Here is a 24092-nt window from a genome sequence, read left to right on the forward strand (position 1 = left end):
CGGAGGCGGTCTTCCCGGGCGCCCCCTCACGACGTCCGGCGAGCTGCCGTCGGGATCTTGCTAGGTCCGTTGACCGTACGGGACAGGTGGTTACTCCTGCCCGGAACGTCCGGCGGGGGCCGGACGCTCACAACGCGTCCAGCTCCGGGGGCAGGGGGGTCATGTTCCTCCGCCGCCCGGCGAAGGGCATCAACGAGAGGTGTTCCCCTCATGGCCAAGCCTTCCACTCCGGTCGACAAGAAGAAGCCAGCTCCCACGAAGCCCGCGGCCCCGCCCCGGGCGGCGGCGGCGTTCGACAGCATCCTCCCCGAGATCGAGGCGCTGAGCCCGGATCGGCTCATCTCCATCAAGATCGACATTCCTCGCGCCGTCTCGCTGGTGCTCGGCGTGCTGCCTGGCCTGCTCGCGCTGCGCCCCGCCATCGTCGAGCACCTGCGGCAGCACGATGTCGCGGCGCTCGACCGTCTCGAGAGCTACGCGCTCGCCGCCTGGTACGCGCACCTTCAATGGCTGTCCACCGGAGGCGCCGAGAACGCGCTGAAGCCGCTGCTCGCCGAGGCGGCCGCGCTGCGCGAGAACCTGCTGGGCGACGCCGAGGCGCTCGCCCGTCGCGGGCTGCTCGACGCGGAGACGGTCGCGGAGATCCGCGCGGGCCACGGGCACATCGACACGGCCAACGACCTCGTGGCGCTCTCGGCGCTCTTCGGCGGGAGCTGGTCCGACATCGCCGGCAAGACGGCGGCGACCGAGGACGAGGTGAAGCGCGCCGGGGAGATCGGGCCGCAGCTCCTCGCCGCCCTCGGCGTGCGGGAGCACGGCAAGGGGCCCGGACCGACCGAGGCCGCGGACAAGCGGGCGCGCGCGTTCGCGCTGCTCGCGCACGCCTACGACCAGACCCGCCGCGCCGTGGCCTACCTGCGCTGGAACGAGGGAGACGCCGACACGATCGCGCCGTCGCTCTACAAGGGCCGCGGCGGCCGCGGCGGCCGCGCGGCGGCGTCCAGCGACGCCGCGCCCGAGCCGGAAGACGCCGAGGCGCCGCCCGTGGCGGCCGCGCCAGCGCCGGCTGCCGGCGCGGCGCCCGCGGCAGCACCGAGATGAGGTGGGGCGGCCCGGTGCTCTCGACGTCAGTTCCAGCGGTAGGCGACGCCGAGCGGCAGAGACGCCGCCACGCCGTCCTCGCCGATGAGGAACAGCGGCGTGGCCTGCAAAAAGAGCGAGCCCGCCGGGCTGTCCATGAGCTTCATCCCGAGCTCGGCGCCAAGGCCCAGAGAAAATCCGAGAGGCAAATCGGTCTCGACCGCGCCTCCATCGCCGTAACCGGTGCTGGACCCAGCCGGTAGATACCCGCCCTGCTCGTAGACCTCCGCGGTATGCGTCGCCGTGCCGAAGAGCAGTGTCGCGCCCACCCTGAAGCGCTCACCGAGCAGGTACGACGCCGAGGGGCCGAGCGCGAAGAGAATGCCCTCGCTCGAGTGAAGGCCGATCTGGGCGCGAAGGCCGACATCGAGGCGCTCCATCGCCGTATATCCGACGAACCCCGTCGCCCCTGCGAGGAAGCTATCGGTCTCGGCATGGAAGGAGCATGCCCCGTCCATGGTGATGCAGCCCTCGTTCTTGCCCGCTTTCAGCCAGAGATAGCCGACGAGCACGCCCGCCTCATAGACGAAGCGGCCCGCTGCCCCCGGCGCGGCGGCGCGCGCGCTCCTCTCCTCGCGCGGCGCCGCGGGCCGCTGCTCCGGCCTCGACACGGCCGCGGGGGCATGGACCGGCTCCGCCGGCGCGGCCGCCGGGATGGTGACGTCCGCGCGCTCCGACTCCCTCAGCGTCACCGTCGTCTGCCAGAACACCTCGCCGCGGCGCGCCGCGGCCACGACGTGCTCGCCCGGATCCACCGGCAGCTCCTTGTCCCACGCGGCCGGATCGAGCGCCGCGCCGTCGAGCAGGATCGCCAGCTGATCCGCGCCGGCGTCGCCCGCCGAAACACGCACCCGGAGCCAGGGCACGCGCGGCGCGATCGCCTCGATCCGGCTCCTGGCGAACGCCTCCCGCGCCGCGTCGCCCTCGGTGCGCGCCGTGGTCAACGCTTCCTGGAAGCCGACCCAGGCCGTGGCCACGTCGCCGAGCCGCTCATGGCAGAAGGCCACATTGAGCTTCGTTCCCAGGCTCGGCTCCAGCCGCTGGCTCTCCTCGAGCCTGGGGCAGGCCTCGGCGAAGCGCTGTTCGACAAGGAGCGCGCGGCCCTCCCGGAACAGCCTCTCGGCGGCGCTCTCCTCGGCGGCGACCTGCCGGCCCCAGAGCAGCGCCGAGGCGCCGAGGAGCGCGGCGGAGAGGGGCGCCCAGAGCGTGCGGCGAAACGGACGAAGCGGGTTCACGTTGTCCTCGGGGGGCGCTAGCGGTCGGAGGTGGGCGGAGCATCGCTCGGGTCCGGGAGGCCGCTCTGCGGGCACCCGCCCTCGGCCGGAATGCCCAGCACCCTGAAGGTAACCTGCTCCCCATTCAAGTCGACAACAAACGAGTCCTGGCCGCCGGACTCCCCGAACGCGCTGTCGTAGGTTCGCTCCGCGAGGACGGGCCACCTCGCCTCCTCGTCGACCGCAGTCGCGTCGGACACCCGCACATGGTAGACCTGCTCGTCGGAGTCCGACTCGAACTCGAACTTGTAATGGGGCCGCGGCGGCTGCTGTGTGTCGTCGAAGACGGTGAGACTGCCGATGGTCTCGGTCTCCCCTGCAAGAGAGCAGTGAGATGCCGAAAACTCGGGATCGTACGCCTGGACGTCGATCCCGAATGCCATCCTTTTTTCTTCTTCACACGCGGTGAGCAGCAGGGCGAGCGCCAGGAGAGATGCTTTTTTCATGTTCTGTTCTCCTCTTCTTCACGGATTCACGGAAGGTTGGGTCCAGCGTCGAGCGCCCGCGAGGCCGTGCCACGGCGTGGCCGCGACGAGCGCCCCGCAGCGCGGAGCGCAGAGCAGCGCCGGAGCTCGGAGCGCCGGCAGGCCCGTGATGCGTCCTGCGCCGGCGGCCCGCCGGAGCTCCCGTCCGGGGTCGGCCTGTGGTAGCTTCGCGTCGTCGATGATCCTATTCCGCGCGCCCCCCACGTTCCTTTAGACATGGACGACGATTTCTCGCGCGGGGCCCCGCGCGGCAGGTTTCCGACGACCCACAGGTCGGCCGTCGTCGCGGTGGGCAGCGACGACCCGGCGGAGCGGGCGCGCTCGTTCGAGATCCTCGTGCGCGCCTACTGGAAGCCGGTGTACAAGCACCTCCGCGTCCGCTGGCGCATCGAAGGAGAGCACGCCGCCGATCTGACGCAGGGCTTCTTCGCTCGCGCGTTCGAGCAGCGCACGTTCTCCGCGTACGACCCTGCGCGCGCCCTGTTCCGCACCTATCTGAAGATGTGCCTCGACCGCTACGTCATGAAGGAGGCCGAGAGCAGCGGCCGCCAGAAGCGCGGCGGACATGCCGTGACGCTCAGCCTCGACTTCCCCTCTGCCGAGCGGGAGATCGGTGCGCTCGCCGTGCCAGCACCGGAATCGCTCGACACGTACTTCGACCGGGAGTGGACGCGTCACCTGGTCGGCATGGCGGTCGATGCCCTCCGCGAGCGCTGCGAGCGCGGCGGCAAGGAGCTCACCTTCCGCGTCTTCGAGCGCTACGTGCTCCACGACGGCCCCGAGGAGCGTCCCACCTATGCAGAGCTCGCCACGGAGCTCGGGATCAAGGTCACCGACGTGACCAACTACCTCGCCTCCGCGCGGCGCGAGTTCCGCGGTCTGCTCCTCGAGACGCTGCGGGAGATCACCGGCTCCGAGGCCGAGTTCGAGGCGGAGTCCCGCGCCTTGCTCGGGGGCGCCCGGTGACCTTCGTCGACGACGCGGGGGTCGGACGCCTCGTCTCGCTCGCGGCCGAGCCCGAGGTCGTCGCGGGCAGGTTCGAGCTCGACACGCTGCTCGGCGAGGGCGGCATGGGCGTCGTCTTCGCGGCCTGGGACCGCGAGGGGCACCGCAGCGTGGCGCTCAAGCTCCTGCGCGACGTCGACGAGGCGACGAGCGCGCGCTTCGACCGGGAGGCCGAGGCGCTCGCGGCGCTCTCCCACCCGGGGATCGTCGGCTACGTCGCCCACGGCAGCACCGCGCTGGGTGAGCGGTACCTCGCGATGGAGCGCCTCGTCGGCGTGACGCTCGCGGAGCGGCTCGCCGAGGGCCCGCTCGGCGTCCGCGACGCGGCGCGCGTCGGGCACGGCGTCGCCGCGGCCCTCGCCGCCGCGCACGAGAAGGGCCTCGTCCACCGCGACATCAAGCCGAGCAACCTCTTCCTGCAGGACGGCGCCGCCGATCGGGTCAAGCTCCTCGATTTCGGGCTCGCGCGCGGGAAGGAAAGCGCGCCCGCGGTCACGGGCCCCGGGGCGCTCGTCGGCACGCCGAGCTACATGGCGCCCGAGCAGGTGCGCGGCGCGGCGACCCCCGACGCGCGCACCGACCTGTTCGCGCTCGGCGCGGTGCTCTTCGAGTGCCTGACCGGTCGGGCGCCGTTCACGGGCGCGGACACCGAGGCGGTGCTGGTCAAGATCCTCGTCGAGCGCCCGCTCGCGGTCCGGGCGCTCTGTCCGCTCGCCCCGCCGGCGCTCGAGGCGCTCATCGCGCGGATGCTCTCCAAGGCCCCCGAGGGCCGCCCGGCGAGCGCCGCCGAGGTCGCGCGCGCGCTCGCCGCCCTCCTCGCCGACGAGGGCCTCGACGCCGCGCCGGCCGCCGGCGATCCGGCGCAGCCCGCGGCGCCGGGGACGCTGATCGCCGGCAAGTACCGGGTGATCCGGACGCTGGGCAGCGGCGGGATGGGCGTCGTGCTGCTCGCGTGGCACGAGCCGCTCGACCGGAACGTGGCGCTCAAGCTCCTGCGCGGCAGGAAGAGCGGCGGGGACGTGGCGCGCTTCCTCCGCGAGGCGCGGGCGGCGTCGCGGCTCGAGAGCGAGCACGTCACGCGGGTGATGGACGTCGGCACGCTCGACGACGACACGCCGTTCATCGTGATGGAGTTCCTGAGCGGCAAGGACATCGGGCAGGTCCTGCACGACAGGAAGCGGCTGCCGGTCGGGGTGGCCGTGGACTATGTGCTCCAGGCGGGGGAGGCGATCGCCGAGGCGCACGCGCTCGGCATCGTCCACCGGGATCTGAAGCCTTCGAACCTGTTCCTCACCACCCGGAGGGACGGCTCGCCGCTCGTCAAGGTGCTCGATTTCGGCATCTCGAAGATGTCGCGCGCGAGCGACGCTGCGCGCTCGGAGACGCTCGCCGTCGACGCGAGCATCACGGCGCCGGACGCGGTCATGGGCTCTCCGCTCTACATGTCGCCCGAGCAGCTCGAGAGCACGAAGCGCGTCGACGCCCGCGCGGACATCTGGTCGCTCGGCGTCGTGCTGCAGGAGCTCCTCACCGGCCGTCCGCCGTTCGAGGCGGACAGCTTCATGGCCATGGGCGCGAAGATCGCCGCCGGCGCTCCCGCGAGGCTCCGCGACGGCTGCCCCGAGGCGCCGGAGGGCCTCGCGGCGGTGGTGCTCCGCTGCCTGGAGAAGGATCCGGCGCGGCGCTTTCAGAGCATCGCCGAGCTCGCGCAGGCGCTCGGGCCGCACGCGCCGGAGGGGTCTCGGCTCTCGGTGGAGCGCATCACCCGCGTCGCCGGCGCCGGCGCCGCGGTCGCTGACGAGCCGGCCGCGCGCCCGGAGGACGTCGCCGTGGACCGGGCGATCTCCGCGCGCACCTGGGATGCGCCGGCCGCTCCCCGGGGGCGGCGCGGCGCGCTCGTCCTGGGCGTGGGCGCGGCGCTCGCGCTCGGCGCCGTGCTGCTCGCCGCGCAGCGCGCGCCGGAGGTCGCGGACGGCACGCCCGCGGCGTCTGCCTCCGTCGCTCCGACGGCGCCGTCGGCCGAGGTGACGCCGAGCCCGAGCCAGGCCCTCCAGGCCCTCCAGGGCAGCGCAGCTGCGGCTGCAGCCGCGCCCTCGCCGCCCGCGGCGACGACGAACGCGGCGTCGCCGACTCCGGACGCCGAGGCCTCGGCGGACGCGCCGCCTTCGCGGGGCGCCGGGCCCTCGAACGGCGCGCCGCCTTCGCAGCGCGCAGGGCCGGTGGCCGGGGCGCCATCGCCGAGCCCGCCAGCGCGCCCGCCGTCCAGCGCCCGCGCCCGGCCCGCCGCGCCGCCGGCCCAGCACAGCCCCCCTGCGGCGCCCGCTGTCGAGCGCTCACGCCCTGCCGCCGAGCCGCCCCCCGGCGACGCCGTGGACCCGATGGATCCGGCGCTGATCCGCCGATAGCTCGCTTCGAGGCCAGATGCTCTTTTCTCCTGGCTGCGCGCGAAAGGGGGGAGAGGACCAGCCGTTCCACACGACGCCGACCACCGGTGGATCGAGCAGAGCGTCAACGCGTCGCGTCTTTGCGACGCACGGCGACGCCGGCTCGCGCGGTGCGTCGATGCCGAACAGGAGCAGAGAGTATTAGTAAATACACATTACTTACTGTCGGTCGGGAAATGATGGTCGGCAGGAGATCATTGTAATGAGTGCTTATATATCGGGTGCGTTCGCCTCTGAGCGCGAGGCCTTGTCACTTTTCGGTAGGGGAGGGCGCTCGCGAGCCCATGGCATGAGATGCCCCGGCCTGGTCGCGACCGCCGGCTGTGGCGAGCGCACGCCAGGAGGAGCGGCGACGCCGCCGAACAGGGGGCACCATCGCCCCGCGCCCTCTCGACGCGCTCCGCTCCTCCGCGCTCTGCTTGCCCTCGTCGCGTCTGCGGCCTTCCTTGGCTGCGGCGATGATGGTGCCAGTTCCTCGAACGGCAGCGGAAGCGCCGGCGCTGCTGGCGGTGGTGCCGGCGCTGCTGGCGGCGGTGCCGGCGCTTCGGGCGGCGGCACCGGCACGGCCAGCAGCGGCCAGGGCGGGTCGGGCGGCCATCCTCCCGCGGGCCTCGTCGAGCCCGGCGATCCCGGGCCGGGCGATGTCGCCTTCGCGGTGCGCGCCGATCAGGGGGTGCGCCCCATCAGCCCGCTCATTTACGGGGTCAACTGGGCGGAGGACCTGGACGGCGAGCAGCGCGGCACGACCGTCGTGCGCATGGGCGGTAACCGCATGACCGCGTACAACTGGGAGAACAACGCCTCCAACGCAGGCTCGGACTACATGCATCAGAACGATGCCCACCTCGTCGGGAACAGCCAGCGCGGCGATGTGCCTGGCGAGGCGGTGCGCGTGCTGGCCGAGGACGCGCTGGCGCACGGCGCCGCCTTCATCGCGACCGTCCCTGTCTGCGGTCATGTAGCGGCCGACAAGGACGGCGGCGGCGACGTCAACCAGACCCCGGACTACCTCGAGACCCGCTTTCATCCCACGATCGCGCGCAAGGGCGCTCCCTTCTCCTCGTCGCCCGATCTCGACGACAACGCCGTGTACCAGGACGAGTTCGTCGCCTGGATGAAGCAGGCCTTCCCCGACGCCTTCCAGGGCGAGGTCGCGAGCGTCCTGTTCTCGCTCGACAACGAGCCCGACCTCTGGAACCACACCCACGAGCGCATCCACCCGGAGCCGGTGACCTATGCCGAGCTCGTCGACAAGAACATCGAGTTTGCGTCCGCGATCAAGGACGTCGCGCCGAACGCGCTCGTCACCGGCTTCGTCTCGTATGGATACTCCGGCTATGTCAGCTTGCAGGGCGCGCCCGACGCGGACGGCAACTTCATCGAGCATTACCTCGACGCCATGAAGGCCGCCGAGGCGAGCGAGGGGCGCCGGCTTGTCGACGTGCTCGACCTGCACTGGTACACCGAGATCTACGCGAACGGCGAGCGCATCACGGGCGAGGATGCCTCCCCGGCGTCCGTCGAGGCCCGCGTCCAGGCGCCGCGCTCGCTCTGGGATCCCACCTTCGTGGAGGACAGCTGGATCGCGAACGACGTCGTGAACGGCCCGATCCTGCTCATCCCGTGGCTCCGCGGCCTGATCGACGCCCATTACCCGGGCACCGCCCTCGGCTTCACCGAGTACAATTTCGGGGGCGGCAACCACATCTCCGGCGCGATCGCCCAGGCCGACGCCCTCGGCGTCTTCGGCCGAGAGGGCGTGCTCGTCGCGACGATCTGGGACCCCGGCGACGAGGTCGCCATGCTCCGGGCCGGCGTGCGCGCCTTCACGAGCTACGACGGGCAAGGCGCGCGCTTCGGCGACACGTCCATCCACGCCGAGACGAGCGACGTCGCCAGGGCCACCGTGTACGCGAGCATCGACGAGGCCGATCCGAGCCGCATGGTCCTCGTCGCCATCAACAAGACAACGGCCCCGCTCACGGCCGCGGTGACCCTCGCCGCCTACGGGAGCTACACGGCCGTCGACGTGTGGCAGCTGACGGGCGACGAGGCGGAGCTCGTGCCTGCGGATCCGGTCGCCCCGGGCGCCACGAACGCCTTCACGTACGCGATGCCGGCCCACAGCGTCTCGGTGCTGGCGCCCCGGTAGCAGCTCGTCGCTTCGGTCCGTCGCGAGGGTTTGCCGCGCTGCCCGGCCCGGGGCCCACGGACGTACCCGGCCCCGGCGCCTCCCCCAGGCTGGCGGTCAGGCGTTGCTCGCCGGAATGTCCAGCCCGCGCACAACCGCCGGCCGCGCGACGAAGGCGTCGAGCACGCGCTTCACCTCCTTGAAGTCGTCGAACCCCACCAGCTCGCCCGCGCCGTAGAAGCCCACGAGGCTGCGCACCCACGGAAAGATCGCGATGTCGGCAATGGTGTAGTCATCGCCCATCATCCACGCGCGGCCGCGCAGGTGGCCGTCGAGGACGCCCAGCAGCCGCTTCGATTCCGCCACATAACGGTCGCGCGGCCGCTTGTCCTCGTAGTCCTTGCCGGCGAACTTGTGGAAGAAGCCGAGCTGGCCGAACATGGGGCCGATGCCGCCCATCTGGAACATCACCCACTGGATCGTCTCGTAGCGGCGCGCCGCCTCCTGCGGCAGCAGCCGCCCGCTCTTTTCCGCCAGGTACAGCAGGATCGCGCCGGACTCGAACAGCGCGAGCGGCTTGCCGCCCGGGCCCTGCGGGTCGAGGATCGCCGGGATCTTGTTGTTCGGGTTGAGCGAGAGGAACTCGGGCGAGAGCTGGTCGTTTGTGTCGAAGGCGACACGGTGCGCCTCGTAGGGCAGGCCCATCTCCTCGAGCGCGATCGACACCTTCACGCCGTTGGGCGTGGGCAGCGAGTAGAGCTGGATGCGGTCGGGATGCAGCGCGGGCCACTTGCGCGCGACGGGGAAAGAAGACAGATCGGTCATGCGGTCTCTCCTGCTGTTGGAACCGCGAGTGTAAACCACCCCGGGAAGCGCGGGGCGGGGACGCAAGGCGTTCTCACTCCCGGGGGAGCAGGGAATCCAGAGGTTTTGGAGAAAATCGAGAACGCGGCCGGCAGGGGCCGCGTTCTCGGTCGTCGCGACGACGCGCTCGCTCAGGCGATGAGCGGGGCGATGAGGAGCGACACGACGCCCATCACCTTGATGAGGATCGAGATGCCGGGGCCCGACGTGTCCTTGAAGGGATCGCCGACGGTGTCGCCGACGACGGCGGCCTTGTGGGCGTCGGAGCCCTTCGCGTGGCCGTCGAGGCCGCCCTTCTCGATGTGCTTCTTGGCGTTGTCCCAGGCGCCGCCGCCGTTCGCCATCATCAGCGAGAGCACCGCGCCGACGACGAGCGCGCCGGCCAGCGTGCCCGCGAGGACCTCGGGGCCGGCCACGAAGCCGACGACGACCGGCGCGAGCACCGCGATGGCGCCGGGCGCGATCATCTCGCGGATGGCGGCCGTCGTGGCGATGTCGACGATGACCTTCGGCTGCGGCTCGACGCCCGGCTTGCCCTCGAGCAGGCCCGGGATCTCGCGGAACTGACGGCGGATCTCCTCGACGATCGCGCCGGCCGCGCGGCCGACGGCGGTCATCGTGAGCGAGCCGACGAGGCAGGGGAGGAGGGCGCCGAAGAGGAGCCCCATGAGGACCTTCGCGTCGGTCAGGTAGAGAACGAGCTCCGGAAGGCCCTTCGCGCGGCGGACCGCGTCGACCTCCATGTTGAAGGCGGCGAACAGCGCGACGACGGTGAGCACCGCCGAGCCGATCGCGAAGCCCTTGCCGACGGCCGCGGTGGTGTTGCCGACCGCGTCGAGCTCGTCGGTGATCGCGCGGACCTCCTTGCCGAGGCCGGCCATCTCGGAGATGCCGCCGCCGTTGTCGGCGATCGGGCCGTACGCGTCGACGGTCATGACGATCGCGGTGCCCGCGAGCATGCCGACCGCGGCGAGCGCGATGCCGTAGAGGCCGAGGTAGTGGTTCGAGATCCAGCCCACGGCGCAGAGGGTCGCGAGGGGGATGGCGACGCTCTCGAGGCCGACCGCGATGCCGCGGATGACGTTGGTGCCGGGGCCGGTGAGCGAGCTCTGGGCCACCTTGTGGATGGGGCCCATCGACGTGTAGTAGTCGGTCACGAGGCCGACGATGCCGCCGCCCGCCGCGCCGGCCGCGAGGGTGATGACGGCGCCGGAGCTGTAGCCGAGATCCGGGAGGATGACGGCCGCCGCGAGCACGACGAGGAACGGCGGGACGATGAGCGCGAGGCGCAGCACCCGGGCCGGCGGCATGTTCTTGAGCGCGCGCGTGATGAAGATGCCGACGACCGAGACCGCGAGGCCGATCGTCGCGAGGAGCAGCGGCAGCGACACGGCCATCGCGCGGAGCTCCTGCTCGCTCGCCGACGGAGCGAGCTGCTGCAGCCTGGCGATCGGCAGCGTGAGGCCGAGCGCGATCGCGGCGACGACCGCGGCCACGTAGCTCTCGTAGATGTCGGCGCCCATGCCCGCGATGTCGCCGACGTTGTCGCCGACGTTGTCGGCGATGACGCCCGGGTTGCGGGGGTCGTCCTCGGGGATGTTCGCCTCGACCTTGCCGACGATGTCGGCGCCGACGTCGGCGGCCTTCGTGTAGATGCCGCCGCCGATGCGGGCGAACAGCGCGATCGAGCTCGCCCCGACGGCGAACGAGTGGACGACCGTCGCGAGGTGCTCGTCGTTGCGGAACAGGGCGTAGATGCCGCCCAGCCCGATGAGGCCGAGCCCCGCGACGCAGAGGCCCATGACGGCGCCGCCGTCGAGCGCGGTGACGAGCGCGGTGGGCTTGCCGTGCGCGCGAGCGGCCTCGGCCGTGCGCACGTTGGCGTAGGTCGCGGCCTTCATGCCGAAGAAGCCGGCGATGAGCGACAGGAACGCGCCGGCAGCGAAGGCGCCCGCGGCGAGGAGCCCGAGCGTGGCGGCCAGGAGCGCGAAGACGACGGCCGCGTAGACGGCGAGCACCTTGTACTCGCGCGCGAGGAAGGCCATCGCCCCCTCGCGGACGTAGCGCGCGATGCGCGCCATCGTCTCGTTGCCTTCAGGGGCCTTCTTGACACGCACGTAGAAGGTGCGTGCGACCATGAGCGCGACGGCGCCCGTTACGAGCGACTGATAAGACAATGCATCCACGGGTGATGGTCCTCTCGCTCGCCCCCGGCCGGAGCGAGCGCCGGCTCACTTGTCCGTCCATGACGGCGAATCAAGTCGGAAATCGCGGCGCCGCGGTTCTCTGGGCCGTCCTGGGCGAAATCTGGAGCTGGCGTCAGGGGAACATGGCGTCCGCAACGTCGGTCCTGCTGGGTCCCGCGCGTGCCGGCTTCGACCGTGACATTAAAATATTACAGGCAGGGACGACGTGAGCGACGCGTACCGGCTCGATGGTCACCGCGCGTCGGTCACCGCGCGCGCTGCCAGGCGACGATCCGCGTCACCGCCTCGTCGACCTGCTCGACCGGGGCCGCGAAGGACAGCCGGACGTGCCGCGCGCCGCGTTCGCCGTCGAAGTCGGTGCCCGGCGTGAGCGCGACGCCCGTGTCGGCGAGCAGCCGCTCGCACCACGCGACAGAGTCGTCCGTACCGACGTCGGCATACAGGTAGAAGGCGCCGTCGGGCGGGGCGACCTCCCAGCCGAGCTCGGGCAGCCGCCGCAGCAGCAGGTCGCGCGCGGCCGCGTAGCCCTCCACCAGCCGGTCCGCCTCGGCGTACGCCTCCGGGGTCAGGGCCGCGAGCGCCGCGTGCTGCGCCAGGGCGGGCGGGCACAGCGCGAGGTTCCCCGCCAGCGCGTCGACCGGCGGGACGAGCTCCGGCGGCAGCACGAGCCACCCCAGGCGCCAGCCCGTCATGGCCCAGTACTTCGAGAAGCTCGAGACGACGACGGCGCCCGCGTCGCCGTAGCGCGCCGCCGTCGCCTGGCGCCCGGCCCACGCGCCGTACGTGAGGCCGTGATAGATCTCGTCGCTCACCAGCCGGACGTCATGCCCCGCGCACCAGCGCGCGATCGCCTCGAGCTCCGCGGCGTCGACCATCGTGCCCGTCGGGTTCGCCGGGCTCGCCAGGACCAGGCCGTCGAGCTTTCCGCCGTCGTAGGCGGCCATGAGCTGCGACGTGGTCGGCTGGAAGCGGCTCCCCGGGCCGCACGGCAGCTCGACCACCTCCACCCCGAGGGAGCGAAGGATGTTCCGGTACGCCGGGTAGCCCGGGCGAGCGAGCGCCACGCGGTCACCCGGCTCGAACGCCGCGAGGAACGCGAGCAGGAACCCGCCCGACGACCCGGTGGTGAGGGCGACGCGCGACGGGTCGAGGTCCACGTCGTACCAGCGGCCGTAGTGCTCCGCGAGCGCAAGCCGCAGCGCCGGGATGCCCAGCGCCTCGGTGTACCCGAGGTCGCCGTCGGCGAGGAGCGCGGCCGCCCGCGCGCGCACGACGGCGGGCGCCCCTGAACCCGGCTGGCCCGCGCACAGGCTGATGACCGGCTCGCCCGCCGCGCGCCGCGCGTTGGCGGCGGCGAGCACCTCCATGACCGCGAAGGGCGGCACCTGCGAGCGGCGGCTGCTCCTCACCCGGCCATCCTCCCGCCACGCATCAGGTCGAGCCCATGAGGGTGATTGCGGAGAAGCGCTGGGAAGTTCGCATCGAATCTTGTGGTGATGAGGTGAACGCCATCATCCTGAACGGCTCATCGGCCATTTGCAACACCGAAGCTTTGTTGTCGGCAGAGGAAGCTCGACGCCGGTCGCCGCGCCGTCCGGGCCGCGGGGCGAGGGATCACCCGTCGCGATCGAGGAAGTCCATCAGCCAGGCCATGGCCGGCCGCAGGGTGCCGTCCGGGTGCAGGAGGCCCGTGTTGTCCAGCCAGGTGGAGCCGACGACGTAGCCCCACAGGGTGATGCCTTTGACGGCGCTGTGGTCGTAGAACATCGTGAACTGCTCCTCCATCACCTGGCGCTGCGCGTCGTCGTCCGAGAGGCCGATGTCGTACTCGGTGATGTACACGGGCAGGCCCGTCGCGGCGAGCCCGTCGATGTAGCCCTTCACGGTGCTGGTCTCGAACTTGTACGCGTCGTGGGCCTCCGCGCCGAGGGCGTCGATGGGAGCGCCTGCGTCCAGCAGCGTCTTCACGAGCTCGACGAAGCGCTCGTGCTCGCTCTCGTACTCGATGTTGTTGTAGTCATTGAGGATCAAGGTCGAGCCCGGGCAGAGCTCGCGAGCCCACTTGAAGGAGTTGACGATCCAGTCATGGCCGCTCTCGCCGTCGCCCCCGATGGCGTTCTTGAAGACAGGCGTGGTGTGGGGCGGCGGCTCGTTCACGACGATGATGTACTCCGTGTCGGGGTACCGCTCGCAGAACGCCTGCATCCAGTCCCGCACGGCCTGCCGCTGCTCCTCCGCGGTGAGCCTCCCGAGCCAGCTTGGCGGCGTGGCACCCCACACGAAGTTGTACTGCGTGAAGGGGATGTCGTTGTCCTGCGCGTACCTGTAGACCGCGTCGAGCCTGCTCCAGTCGCGAACGCCGCGGGACCTCTCGATGGATGTCCACCTGCCCTCGAGCTCGGGCGTGATCTGGTCCCAGTACTGGATGAAGTCGTCGCGCACGGCGCCGTTCGTCGTGATGTTGCCGACGAACTTGCGGGGGCTCGAGCCGCCCGAACCCCCCGACCCGTCGCCGGAGCCGCCCGCACCGGAGCCCAGCGTACCCGTGCTGTCCGTGCCGGCTCCGCCTGCGCCGGTTGCGCCGGCGCTGCCGCCATGGCCCCCCGCTCCCGTCGCGCCGCCCGCGCTCGACGAGCCGCCCGGGCCAGCGTCCGCCGTGTCCACCCTGCCAGAGCAGCCGGAGAGGGCCGCGATCCCGAGCGCGATCGAGACCGTGCCGTACAGCCATCGAGAAGAAGGGTCCTTGTTCATGCCAACCCCCGCAAGCAGGAAGATCTTGAACTGTGACTCTTGGAGCGGGAAAGCCGAGCGGCATCCGCGCGGTCCGGAGAGCACGCGCCCCGCGCCACGTCGCGCGTCGGGTGGCGCGCTCTCCCTCAGGGAGGAGGCGGGGTGCAGAGGAAGCACCCGCCGCACTCGTGGTGCGGGGTCTTGGTGCCCCACGCGATCGGGTAGCAGGGCCGAACCGACGCATGAAAGCTCCTCGAGCGAAGGAGGCCTGTTCCGGCCTCCGGTTCTCTGCGGGACACCTTAAACCGATTGTCCGGCCAGAGCAAGCGCTCCGGCCGGAGCGCCCTGTGCGGCTATCTGCCAATTCAACCCTTGATGGCCTGCAAGGTGTAACTCGCCGCCAGCCGCTCCGGCTTTTCGCGGAGCCGCCACTCGCCGCGCCCGTCGTCCACCATGGCCGCTCCGAGCGGATTCCAGGGGACCGAATCGTGCTCGGTGAGCTCGGTCAGCCTCAGGTTCGCCGCGAAGAGCGCGGAGATGATCTCGCCGAGGCCGTGATTGAAAGCGATGGTGTCGGGCGCGGCGAGCTCTCCCTCGTGGGACACGTAGGTCTGCTTCTCGTGGAACAGCGTGCCGCCCTCGACCTCGAAGTAAGGATACTCCACGACCACGAGGCCGTCCGGGCGCGGATCGGCGAGCGACCACAGCATCGGATGTCCCTCGCGCATGAACAGGCGCCCCCCCGGCTTCAGCAGCGCCGCCACCGTGGTGGCCCAGCGCTGGATGCTGTCAAGCCAGCACAGCGCGCCGACGCCCGTGTACACAACGTCGAAGCGCTCGGCCCCCAGCGCCGCGACCGCGTCGTAAACATTGCTGCACACGTACTCGATCTCGGCGCCGCAACCCGCGGCCAGCCGCCGCGCCACGGCCAGCGCCGGCTCGGAGAAATCGAGGCCGGTCGTACGCGCTCCGAGGCGAGCGAGCGACAGCGTGTCCGTGCCGATGTGGCACTGCAAATGGACGACGTCGAGGCCGCGCACGTCGCCGAGCCGGGCGCGATCGAAGTCGACAACACCGGAGAGATGCCGCGGGTCCTCGAGGAACCTGTGAAGCTCATAGCCTTTCTCGTGAAACGGAACACGACTGTTCCAGTTCGCGAGGTTGATCGCCACGTAGTCGCGTTCGTGAGAGCTCATGGCGCAAGTATGCCATGGATCGCTCCACGCGGCGCAGCGCGGTCTCGAGGTGCTCGCCCCGCAGGCTGCGGAGCGAAGACGGCTCCCTCGAGCCGTGGGCGTCTAGCGCCGGGGCGAGAGGACGACGATCGACGTCGGCGTCACCAGCAGGTCGTCCGCGCTCGACGGGTCGACCTTGCTCGGCCGGGGGAGGATCTCGGCATTCCATCGCGCCGGGGGGAGCCCGCAGAGCGCCTTGATGTCGCCCACGCGCGTCGGGCCGCGGGCGGTCACCGCGAAGATCTCCGAGCTGCCGCTCGCGTCCCGGATGTCGACCCAGATCTTCATCATGGTGGACGACAGCATCTGCGCGACAGGAACCTTGCCGGCGACCACGGGGAACCAGACCGCCGACGAGAGCACATGGAGCTCGACGAGCTCGATGCCTGTTCCGGGATGCTCGGCAAAGAACCTGCGGAAGCCGGCGAGCGTCTGGACGAACGGGTGGAGCGGGTGCCACAGGCGGTGCTTCCCCGAGGCCACCGGGCCGATATGCACGTGGCGGAACCCCGCCGCGTCCGCGGCGCGCAAGGTCTCGCAGACGGCATCCGCGATGACGCCGAGATCCCGGCTGTCCTCCGGATCCTCGCTACCTCGGTCTCGAGGCACATCCAGCCTCCGGTCGCGGGCGGCGACGCCGAAGATGGGCGCGCCATCGAACCGGTAAGCGGTGGACGGCGCAGCGTCGAGCGGGCGCCAGCGCTCGGGCGCCGTGTCCGCGACGAGCCCTGCTCCCTGCGCCTTGACCAGAAAGCCGTTCGCCTGGGTCCCCGGGATGGCGCGGTTGTCCGAGGGCGTCCGGCCGACGCTGACGAGCACGCACTCGCGGCCGTCCCCGGCGGCGGGCACGGGGAGCGGCGCGTACCGGAGACGGAGCTTCCTCGCCCCGCCGGAGGGGTGCTTCGAGCCATCGGAGAGGCTGAACCCCAGCTCGTCCGGCATCCATGCGACCGGCGGCCGCTCGGCGCCTGACGGCGCAGGCGCCCGGCGCTCCCAGACGGCATCGGTCAGCCGGCCGATCAGCTCCGTCAGCTCCGCGTAGTGCCCGTAGAACACAGGGGCGATGCCCAGCCGCGTCTGCAGGAAGCGGACGTCGAGGGTGTCCCGCTTCTCGCTGGAGAACAGCGCGAAGTGCGGGTGAGGCCCGGGCCCGTGGTGGTGGGCGATCTCTCCGAAGAGGTTGATGAGGTAGTCCTCCAGGATGCCCGAGCCGAGGAACAGCAGCGAGCGCCGGGAGAGCACCTCGGCGAACGCGCGCCGGAAGTGCGGCTGCGCGTTGACGGCGTGCTGGTACTGCTGGTAGCCCGCCACCACCTGGCCCGCGAGCTCGGCGCGGCGCCGCTCGTCGAGGACGAGCTCCTCGACAAGCGCATCGAGCCGCGCGGCCTGCCCGCCCAGAAAGCCCTGCAGCGCCCACAGGAGGGGCCGCGTCGGCGACTCCAGGGAGCGAACGACCTTGTGGCAGTCCTCGATGCTCCGCCCGAGCACCTCGGGGACGTCGGTCTCGTCCCGCTTCGCCTCCCGGGAGGGCTTGCCCGTGCGGCTCACGCCGGCCATCTCGCCGGCGCGCGACTGCCGCATCCGGCTCACGACGTAGAGATCATCGTAGTTGGTGGTCAGCACGAGCGGCCAGTAGCAGCGCGCGAGCGCCGCCGTCTGCGCCGGCACGTCGCACTCGCCCGCGGCCCTGCCGCCCTCGTTGAGGGCCCTGCGGTACGCCTCCGCGCGCGCCTCCACGCCCAGCGCGGCCAGCCCGAGCACCGCCTTGTCGGCGAGGCGGTAGAGCTCCGAGGGGTCCAGCCGGTCCTCGGGCCTCGCCCGCCGGAGAGGCTCGGGGACGTCCACCCCGGCCTCGCCGGCGAGCCTCACCAGCAGATCCAGCCAGCCTGCGCAGGCGGGTCTGCTCATCCCCGAGCCGATGAACGGCGCCAGCACGCCCCGCCGGTACGCGCTGGCGAGGTAGGGCAGGATGTCGTCGAATCCGAGCTCCATCAGGTCCTCCGCCGCCCCCCGGCCGCCTTCGACGCGGCCTTCGTTCCGGCCATGAAAACCGACGGCGCGCCGATCTGCAAACCCCTCGATCGCGCCGGGGTGCGCGGCGAGCTCGGCCCCTGTCTCCGGCGCGGCGACATCGAGCGACGCGCCCACAGCGCGCATGCGCATCCGGCGGTGGAACACCTGACCTTCTCCGCGCTCGTGCCCCTTGCGATCCGGCCGGTCTGCACAAGAGCCTCCGGGAGCCGCTCATGCCTGAAGGCGACACCCTCTTCCGGATCGCCGCTGCCCTGGGCCCCGTGCTGGAGGGCGCGCGCGTCATCGCCCTGGAGCTGCCCCGGAGCGACCGGCGGTGCGACCAGCTCGTCGGCCGCCGGGTCGAGCGCGTGGAGGCGCGCGGCAAGAACCTCTTGATCTTCTTCGACGACGGCACCGTCCTCCACACGCACCTGCGCATGAGCGGCGCCTGGCACCTCTACCGCGAGGGGGAGCGCTGGAGGCGGTCCGAGGCGACGGCCTCGGCCATCCTCGCGGTCCCGGGCTACGTCGCCGTCTGCTTCCGTGCGCCGATCGTGCGCCTGCTCCGCGCGAGCGCCGTGCGCGGCGACCGTCTGCTCGGCGGCCTCGGCCCGGACCTGCTCGGCGACGGCTTCGACGCCGCGGAGGCGCTCCGCCGCCTCCGCGCGCTCGACGACGTGCCCCTCGGGGTCGCGATCATGGACCAGCGCGTCGTCGCCGGCATCGGCAACGTCTACAAGAGCGAGCTCCTCTTCCGGAGGCGGCTCGACCCGTTCGCGCCGGTCCGGGCGTACTCGGACGAGGAGCTCTCCGCGATGCTCGACCTCGGCCGCCGCCTCCTGCAGGCCAACGTCGAGCCGCGGGACGCCTCCGGCGCGTACCGCGGCCCCACCGCGCACTACCTCCACACGCGCACGACGCGCACCGGCTTCGATCGCGGCAGGCGGCCTGTCGGCGTCTACGGCCGCGAGGGGCGCGCCTGTTACGACTGCGGCGCCGCGGTCCAGATGCGCCGGCAGGGCACCATGATGCGATCGACGTACTTCTGTCCCCGTTGTCAGCCGACCCGCGCCGCGGCAGAGCCTGCGGACGGATCTGCGCCGCCGGCCGGATCTGCGCCTCCCGCGCCGTGACCTCCGCCGCCGGAGGACAGCGCCAGCGCTCCCGGGGAGCACACAGCGCGCCTTGTTTACCGGCAGACCTTTCCGGCGGATCGATCGTACGATCGGCCTCATGTGCACAACCCGCTTCTCCCTGCTCCTTCTCCTCGTGTTTGCCCCTGCATGCAGCCATCCCCTGGATGAGCCCATCTCTCCGGATGCCGAGGGCGAGAGGGCCTCTCCCTCCGGCGGCGCGTCTATCTCTCCGTCCACTGCGCCCCCCACTGCGCCCCCGGCGGCGCCTGCTGATGGGGCCGCCGAGATTGACGCCCGTTTCGCCCCGCTCGTCGCGTCGGCCTTTCGCGACTACAAGGCCTGGGGCCGCGTCGACGACGAGCTCCGCTGGGCGCCCTGGCTCTGCCGCCTACCGCTGCCCGGCCGTGCCCGCATGAGCGCCGCCGAGGACGGCGGCCACGCCCGCAAGCTCTACTCGGTGTTCGCCAGGCACCGCGATCGCTATCCACTGGTGCAGGACGAGGCGCCCGTATCCCAGCCGGTCGGGCAGGTGCTCGTCAAGGAGAGCTACCACCCCGAGCTCGTCGAGGAGGGGGCTCCCGAGCTCCCGTCGCATCCGCCCTCGGCGCCGGACGGCGCCGAGGGCGCACCGGATCATTTCGATCCTTACGTGCGCGACGGCGATCGCGTCTACCGCGCGTCGCGCTTCGCCGGCGCCTACGTGGTGCTCAAGGTCGCGCCGGATACGCCCGGCACCGACGCCGGCTGGGTCTATGGCACGGTCACGCCCGATGGCGAGGTGACCTCCGCCGGCCAGGTCGCGTCGTGCATGGGATGTCATGTGAGCGCCCGCCACGAGCGCGTCTTCGGGATCGCGCCGGCGCCGTCCGCGGCGCCCTGACGGGCTCGGGGGCGGCGCTGCCAGCTCGCGACGCTCGCGATCCATCAGCGCAACTACGCGGAGGCGCGAGAGCGGATGCGCGAGGCGCTGAAGCTCAGCGAGGAGATGGGAAATGCAAGGTATCGTTCGGTGGCCGCGGACGCGCCACGGTAGGCCGCCGGCAGAACCTCGCTACCCCGATCTCCGCGCCCCCGCGACGCTCGGCCGCAGCAGCGATGGCGGCGGCTCCTCGCTCGCCTGCGCCGCCTCGCGCTCATGCTCCTCGGGCGCCGGCTCCATGATGCGCGCGATCCACGACAGTCCCTCCACGTTCTCCAGCGTGATCTTCGCGACCATCATGATCGGGACCGACAGCAGCGCCCCCGACGGCCCCCAGAGCCAGCCCCAGAAGAGCATCCCGAGGAGGACGGCGAGCGGGGACAACCCCAGCGTCCGCCCGAGGACCCGCGGCTCCAGGACGTTGCCCACCAGCAGGTTGATCAGGAGGTATCCGATCGCCACGATCGCCGCGGTGCCGGGTCCCTGGCTCGCCAGCGCGGCGAGCACGGCCGGGATCGTCGCGACCGCCGCGCCGATGTTGGGGATGAAGTGCAAGACGAACAGGCTCGACGCCAGGAGGAGCGCCAGATCCACGTCCAGCAGGACCAGCATCACGTAGGCGAGCACGGCGACGAGCAGGCTCGTCATCGTCTTCACGACAAGGTACTTCTTGACCTCTCGCACGATGCGCTCGACGTGATCGAGCCCGCGCCCCGGGTCCGAGATGATCGCCCGGATCTTCGCGCCGGCCCCCGCGAACTCGCAGAGGGCGAAGAAGACGACGAGGAGCACCACCCCCAGGTTCGACGCCGCGCTGGCGACCGTCACCGCGGCCCCGCCGAGCAGCGGCACAAGGGACGCCGTGTGCAGCGTCCGCGACAGGAACTCCGGGTTCACCGGCAGCCCGCGCTCGGTGAGCGTCGCCGCGAGCGCCACGGTCATGCTGGAGGCGCGGGCCAGGTAGGCCGGCACCTTCTCCTCCAGCTCCACCCCGGCGATGGTGACCACCGCCCCCACGAAGGCCAGGATCGCGAGGTCGACGACGAGCGCGGCCAGCGCCCCGAGGGCCGGGGGGAGCCCCCGCCGGGTGACCCAGCTCGCGATCGGCGAGGAGATGGCCGCGAGCGCGATCCCGAAGAGCACCGGCACGAGGAACGGCTCCGCGTAGCGCAACCCCACGATGACAACGACCGTCGCCGCCGCGACCATGATCATCTGAGCTCGACGAGACATCGTGAAGATCCCCATGCCTGACCTCGTTGCTGCCGGGTTCCCGCGTCACGTCCATCCCAGAGGAGGGAGCACGGCGTAACGTGATTCCACGAATAGCAAGGGGTGCGCCACGCTCCATCCCGCTGGATCCGCGGCGCGCGGCGCGTGTTGCCGCCCGGCATCGGCGGTATTCGCGAGCTCGCCGCGCTGCGCGAGGCGCTCGGTCATCGTGGGGGAGCATGGATGTGGGGCCAGCGTGCGCGCAGCGGTGCGATCTGCGACGCGCTGGCCTGGACGCTGAAGGGAAGGGGACAGCCTCAGGAGCACCGCAAAGGGCGGTGGGGCGCGATGTCGCATGCGGCGCCGCGCCACGTCGGCCGCGCGGGCAGCGTCGGCCCGCATGGACCGCATCGCCGCGATGCGCCGCGCCGATCTGGCGCCGCGCCCCGGCGGAGATCGCTACCGCGCTGACACCCGGCCATCGCCGGTTGGCCCGCCGTTCAGCGGCACCGCGGCGTGCTGGGCGGCGTCGGTCTTCGGGGTCGTCCCGGTGACGTAGGCCTTGACCGCCTCGACAAGGAACCTGAGCCCGGCGGCGCCCTGGTCGTCCCAGTACTCGCCCTCGCGCGGGCTCACGTGGATGAGCGCGAGGTGGGGATCGTCCTTGCCCTTCGGGAAGAAGACCTTCGCCTCTTCCGACCACAGCTCCTCGATCTTCGCCCGGCTCCGCACGATCGTGGCGCGCCCCGAGAGCGACAGGAAGCGGTGCTCCTCCTGGAGGGTGACGTTCACCTCCGGGTGCGACGCGATCTCGTCGACCTTGCCCGAGTCGAGGCTCGTCATGAACCAGATGTCCCCGGTGCCGTCGTCGACCTTCGTGAGCGCCATCGGACGCGCTCGCAGCTCCCCGTGGCTCGCCTGCGTGACGAGCATGGCATTCCGGAACTTCTTGAGGATCTCCAGCAGCTTTTCTCGTGACCCGGTTTCCATGGTGTCCTCCGTTGAGTCCCGGCGGCAGTTGCGAGATCTGGACCATGGCCGGCTCACGCGCGAGATCGCGAGAGGAGCGGCTCTGACGTGCCGCACCGGGCGTGCGTTCGAGGCATTCCGCCACAGCCTCTGGCGCGGATCCTCGCGCGTGCGAGCGGCCGGCCGGAGGAGCGGAGGAGGGGGTTCGCGCGGCGCCCGCGAGGAGCTACCCTGTGCGGGTGAGCGCGAGCACCGCGACGACGATCGCGACAAGCGCGAGCGCGCCGGCGACCACCAGCGCCACCTTGCCCCACGCGATCGGCGCCGTGCCCGTGACGCGGCTCGCGTCCTGGCCGTGCACGATGGCGCGGTAGCTGCGCCCCTTGTAGCGGTAGGCGAGCACGTACGACGGCAGCGCCACCCGGCGCGCCTCGAGCGCGCGCAGGAGCACCGCCACGTGCACGTTCCGGAAGGTCGACCCGGGGATCACGCCCTGCCTCAGGGTGTCCTCCGCGGTCGCGGCGATCCGCTCGCTCAGGATCTTCCGCGCCGCCGAGCGCTGCGCGTCGAACTGCTCCAGCACCGCGTCCGCCGGGCCGAGCTGCTGCTGTGTCCGGTGCGCGGCCGGCACCGCCTGATCGAACCGGAAGTACGGCGCGAGCTCCCGGGCCTCATCGAGCGACAGCCCGCGCGACGCGGACACGAGCAGGCTGCGGAACGGCAGCTGCGTCTGTCCGGCGTGCGGGGCCCAGGCGCTCCGCAGGGCGCCCGCGTTCGAGTCCGCCGTCCAGCTCACCACCGCGTCCGCGTTGACGAGCCAGCCCGCCCACCAGAGCGGGCGCAGCCCCTCCACGGTCGCCGCCTGCGAGAGGTCCGACGGCCGGAAGAAGCCGAGGGTCGACATCCACTGCCGCAGCGCCTTGTCGGCCTGCGCGGGGGGCACCCCGAACGGGAGCAGCCAGTCGGCCTGCTCGATCGGATCGACCGGCTGCTCCAGCCGCGTGACCGCGCCGCAAAAGCGGCACTTCGGCGCCTGCGCCTCGGCCGAGTACGCGACCGCCGCGCCGCACTCGGTGCACCGCAGCACCTGCACCGGCGGCGGGGCCGGGCCGCTCCCCTGCGGCGCGGCGAGCCCGCAGACGGCGCAGCGCAGGTCGCCCGGCTCCAGCGGCCCCTGGCAGCGGGCGCAGCACCGCGCCACGGTCGTCGAGACGCCCATGCTCATGCTCATCGCGTCCCTCCGGTCGGGGTGGGCCTGCTCCCGCCGGGGCGGACGCGCTCGGTCGGCGCGGGCGCGGGCGCGGTGACGAGCGCCGGCGGCCTCGCCACGCCGCGCCGCTCGGCCGGGTCGCGGGCCGCGGCCAGGACGAACGGCGCCGCGATGAGCAGGATCACGAGCAGCACGGCGAGGACGATCTTGACCCAGGAGAGGGGCGCCTTGCCGTGGATCGCGCCGGTCTGGCCGTTGATGAGGACCCGGAACGGCGGCTCGCGCGGGTCGTGCCGGATCGCGAGCACCCAGAGGGGTACGTAGAGGAGCTCGAGCGTCTCGTGGTCGAGGCGCGTCTCGTGCGTGAGGCCGTGGTGGCTGTCCCCGGGCATGAAGCCCGCGAGGTCGCGGCCGATCTTCTCGAGCGCCTCCCGCCGCGCCAGGGCGTAGCACTCCGGCTGCGTCATGGTCGGCTCCTCGGCGATCCAGCCGCTGAGCACCGCGGGCGTGTAGCGCCGCATCGTGCGGAGGTCGAACGGCTCGATCGCCTCGAGCTCGGCGTTCTGGACGGCGCGGGACGCCACGACGAGCACATCCATGACGTAGGTGGCGTGCTGGCCTTCGAGGTGCCGGTGCTCGGTCCTCGTGACGACGCGGGTGCGGGTGACGCTGTTTCCCTTGTCGTCGGTCGTCGTGTACGTCTCGGTCTCCTGGTAGTTCTCGCCGATCTGCGCCGCGTAGCGCGTCTGCGCCATCGCCGAGTACAGGTACGCGGGCGTGTAGACGCCGCGGATCGCGTCGATCGTCCCCCTCTTGACGCTCGACTGCACGAAGAGGCTCCGCTTCCCGAGCCACGCCGTGACGGCGCCCTGCGCGCTCTCCCGGGTCATGGTGAACCCGAGGACGAAGTGCGGCAACGGCCGGTCGTTCGACGGCGCGCGCTCCACCACCGCCGGCGAGGCGCAGTAAGGGCACGCCGCGGTCCGCTGGTCCGCTTCGATGCGCAGCGAGGCGCCGCAGGTTTCACATTCGAGTTGCACCGGCGCCCGAGAGAACCGCACCGGAGGGCGGGGCGTCAACAGGGAAGGGACGTCGCCGCGTCGGCAGGGTCGCGCGGC

At 71.9% G+C, this 24092-nt stretch carries 18 protein-coding genes; 6 read left to right on the forward strand and 12 right to left on the reverse strand.

Annotation, left to right across the window (positions count from 1 at the left end):
* Positions 1–210: 210 nt before the first annotated feature.
* Entirely contained in the window at positions 211–1101 is an 891-nt protein-coding gene (locus WMF28_RS17185; RefSeq protein ID WP_437603326.1) for a hypothetical protein, read from the forward strand.
* A 26-nt stretch (positions 1102–1127) separates the two neighbouring features.
* On the opposite strand, the gene WMF28_RS17190 is transcribed toward WMF28_RS17185, so the two are convergent.
* Together WMF28_RS17190 and WMF28_RS17195 are read right to left on the reverse strand one after the other, a co-directional pair.
* Positions 1128–2375, reverse strand: a complete 1248-nt coding sequence (locus tag WMF28_RS17190) for a hypothetical protein (RefSeq protein ID WP_437603327.1) — start codon at positions 2373–2375, stop codon at positions 1128–1130.
* Positions 2376–2392: 17 nt separating this feature from the next.
* Entirely contained in the window at positions 2393–2860 is a 468-nt protein-coding gene (locus WMF28_RS17195) for a hypothetical protein (protein WP_437603328.1), read from the reverse strand.
* 255 nt (positions 2861–3115) lie between these two features.
* On the opposite strand from WMF28_RS17195, the gene WMF28_RS17200 reads away from it, so the two are divergent.
* The 3 genes from WMF28_RS17200 to WMF28_RS17210 all read left to right on the forward strand — a co-directional run bounded on the left by WMF28_RS17200 (position 3116) and on the right by WMF28_RS17210 (position 8500).
* On the forward strand, positions 3116–3865 hold the full coding sequence (locus tag WMF28_RS17200; protein ID WP_437603329.1) for an RNA polymerase sigma factor: 750 nt from the start codon (positions 3116–3118) through the stop codon (positions 3863–3865).
* Entirely contained in the window at positions 3862–6309 is a 2448-nt protein-coding gene (locus WMF28_RS17205; protein WP_437603330.1) for a protein kinase domain-containing protein, read from the forward strand. The genes WMF28_RS17200 and WMF28_RS17205 overlap by 4 nt, the downstream gene beginning before the upstream one ends.
* A gap of 694 nt (positions 6310–7003) precedes the next feature.
* The gene (locus WMF28_RS17210) at positions 7004–8500 is read left to right on the forward strand and encodes a glycoside hydrolase family 44 protein (RefSeq protein ID WP_437603331.1); all 1497 of its coding nucleotides are present in this window, start codon (positions 7004–7006) and stop codon (positions 8498–8500) included.
* 96 nt (positions 8501–8596) lie between these two features.
* Here the strand turns inward: WMF28_RS17210 and WMF28_RS17215 are convergent, their stop codons facing one another.
* The 6 genes from WMF28_RS17215 to WMF28_RS17240 form a co-directional block, all read right to left on the reverse strand.
* Positions 8597–9304 (reverse strand): glutathione S-transferase N-terminal domain-containing protein, encoded by a 708-nt coding sequence (locus WMF28_RS17215; RefSeq protein WP_437604270.1) that lies wholly within the window; start codon positions 9302–9304, stop codon positions 8597–8599.
* Positions 9305–9474: 170 nt separating this feature from the next.
* The gene (locus tag WMF28_RS17220) at positions 9475–11481 is read right to left on the reverse strand and encodes a sodium-translocating pyrophosphatase (RefSeq protein ID WP_437604271.1); all 2007 of its coding nucleotides are present in this window, start codon (positions 11479–11481) and stop codon (positions 9475–9477) included.
* Between the two features lie 314 nt (positions 11482–11795).
* Positions 11796–12959: a pyridoxal phosphate-dependent aminotransferase gene (locus tag WMF28_RS17225; protein WP_437603332.1), complete on the reverse strand. Its 1164-nt coding sequence runs from the start codon at positions 12957–12959 to the stop codon at positions 11796–11798.
* A 205-nt stretch (positions 12960–13164) separates the two neighbouring features.
* Positions 13165–14301 carry an endo-1,4-beta-xylanase gene (locus WMF28_RS17230; RefSeq protein ID WP_437603333.1) on the reverse strand — a complete coding sequence of 379 codons (1137 nt, stop codon included), beginning with the start codon at positions 14299–14301 and terminating at the stop codon, positions 13165–13167.
* A gap of 344 nt (positions 14302–14645) precedes the next feature.
* Positions 14646–15476 carry a class I SAM-dependent methyltransferase gene (locus tag WMF28_RS17235; RefSeq protein WP_437603334.1) on the reverse strand — a complete coding sequence of 277 codons (831 nt, stop codon included), beginning with the start codon at positions 15474–15476 and terminating at the stop codon, positions 14646–14648.
* 102 nt (positions 15477–15578) lie between these two features.
* Positions 15579–17678, reverse strand: coding sequence for an SIR2 family protein (locus WMF28_RS17240; RefSeq protein ID WP_437603335.1), 2100 nt, complete (start codon positions 17676–17678; stop codon positions 15579–15581).
* 83 nt (positions 17679–17761) lie between these two features.
* On the opposite strand from WMF28_RS17240, the gene WMF28_RS17245 reads away from it, so the two are divergent.
* On the forward strand, positions 17762–18661 hold the full coding sequence (locus WMF28_RS17245) for a DNA-formamidopyrimidine glycosylase family protein (RefSeq protein ID WP_437603336.1): 900 nt from the start codon (positions 17762–17764) through the stop codon (positions 18659–18661).
* Between the two features lie 415 nt (positions 18662–19076).
* Positions 19077–19544 (forward strand): hypothetical protein, encoded by a 468-nt coding sequence (locus WMF28_RS17250; protein WP_437603337.1) that lies wholly within the window; start codon positions 19077–19079, stop codon positions 19542–19544.
* Between the two features lie 171 nt (positions 19545–19715).
* On the opposite strand, the gene WMF28_RS17255 is transcribed toward WMF28_RS17250, so the two are convergent.
* The 4 genes from WMF28_RS17255 to WMF28_RS17270 form a co-directional block, all read right to left on the reverse strand.
* On the reverse strand, positions 19716–20816 hold the full coding sequence (locus WMF28_RS17255) for an AI-2E family transporter (protein ID WP_437603338.1): 1101 nt from the start codon (positions 20814–20816) through the stop codon (positions 19716–19718).
* 438 nt (positions 20817–21254) lie between these two features.
* Positions 21255–21785: a pyridoxamine 5'-phosphate oxidase family protein gene (locus WMF28_RS17260; protein ID WP_437603339.1), complete on the reverse strand. Its 531-nt coding sequence runs from the start codon at positions 21783–21785 to the stop codon at positions 21255–21257.
* Between the two features lie 205 nt (positions 21786–21990).
* The gene (locus WMF28_RS17265; RefSeq protein WP_437603340.1) at positions 21991–22995 is read right to left on the reverse strand and encodes a zinc ribbon domain-containing protein; all 1005 of its coding nucleotides are present in this window, start codon (positions 22993–22995) and stop codon (positions 21991–21993) included.
* Positions 22992–24053, reverse strand: coding sequence for a hypothetical protein (locus WMF28_RS17270; protein WP_437603341.1), 1062 nt, complete (start codon positions 24051–24053; stop codon positions 22992–22994). Before WMF28_RS17270 ends, WMF28_RS17265 begins: the two co-directional genes overlap by 4 nt.
* Positions 24054–24092 lie beyond the last annotated feature (39 nt).

It is taken from the genome of Sorangium sp. So ce590, assembly GCF_051521365.1.
Taxonomy (GTDB): Bacteria; Myxococcota_A; Polyangia; order Polyangiales; family Polyangiaceae; genus Sorangium.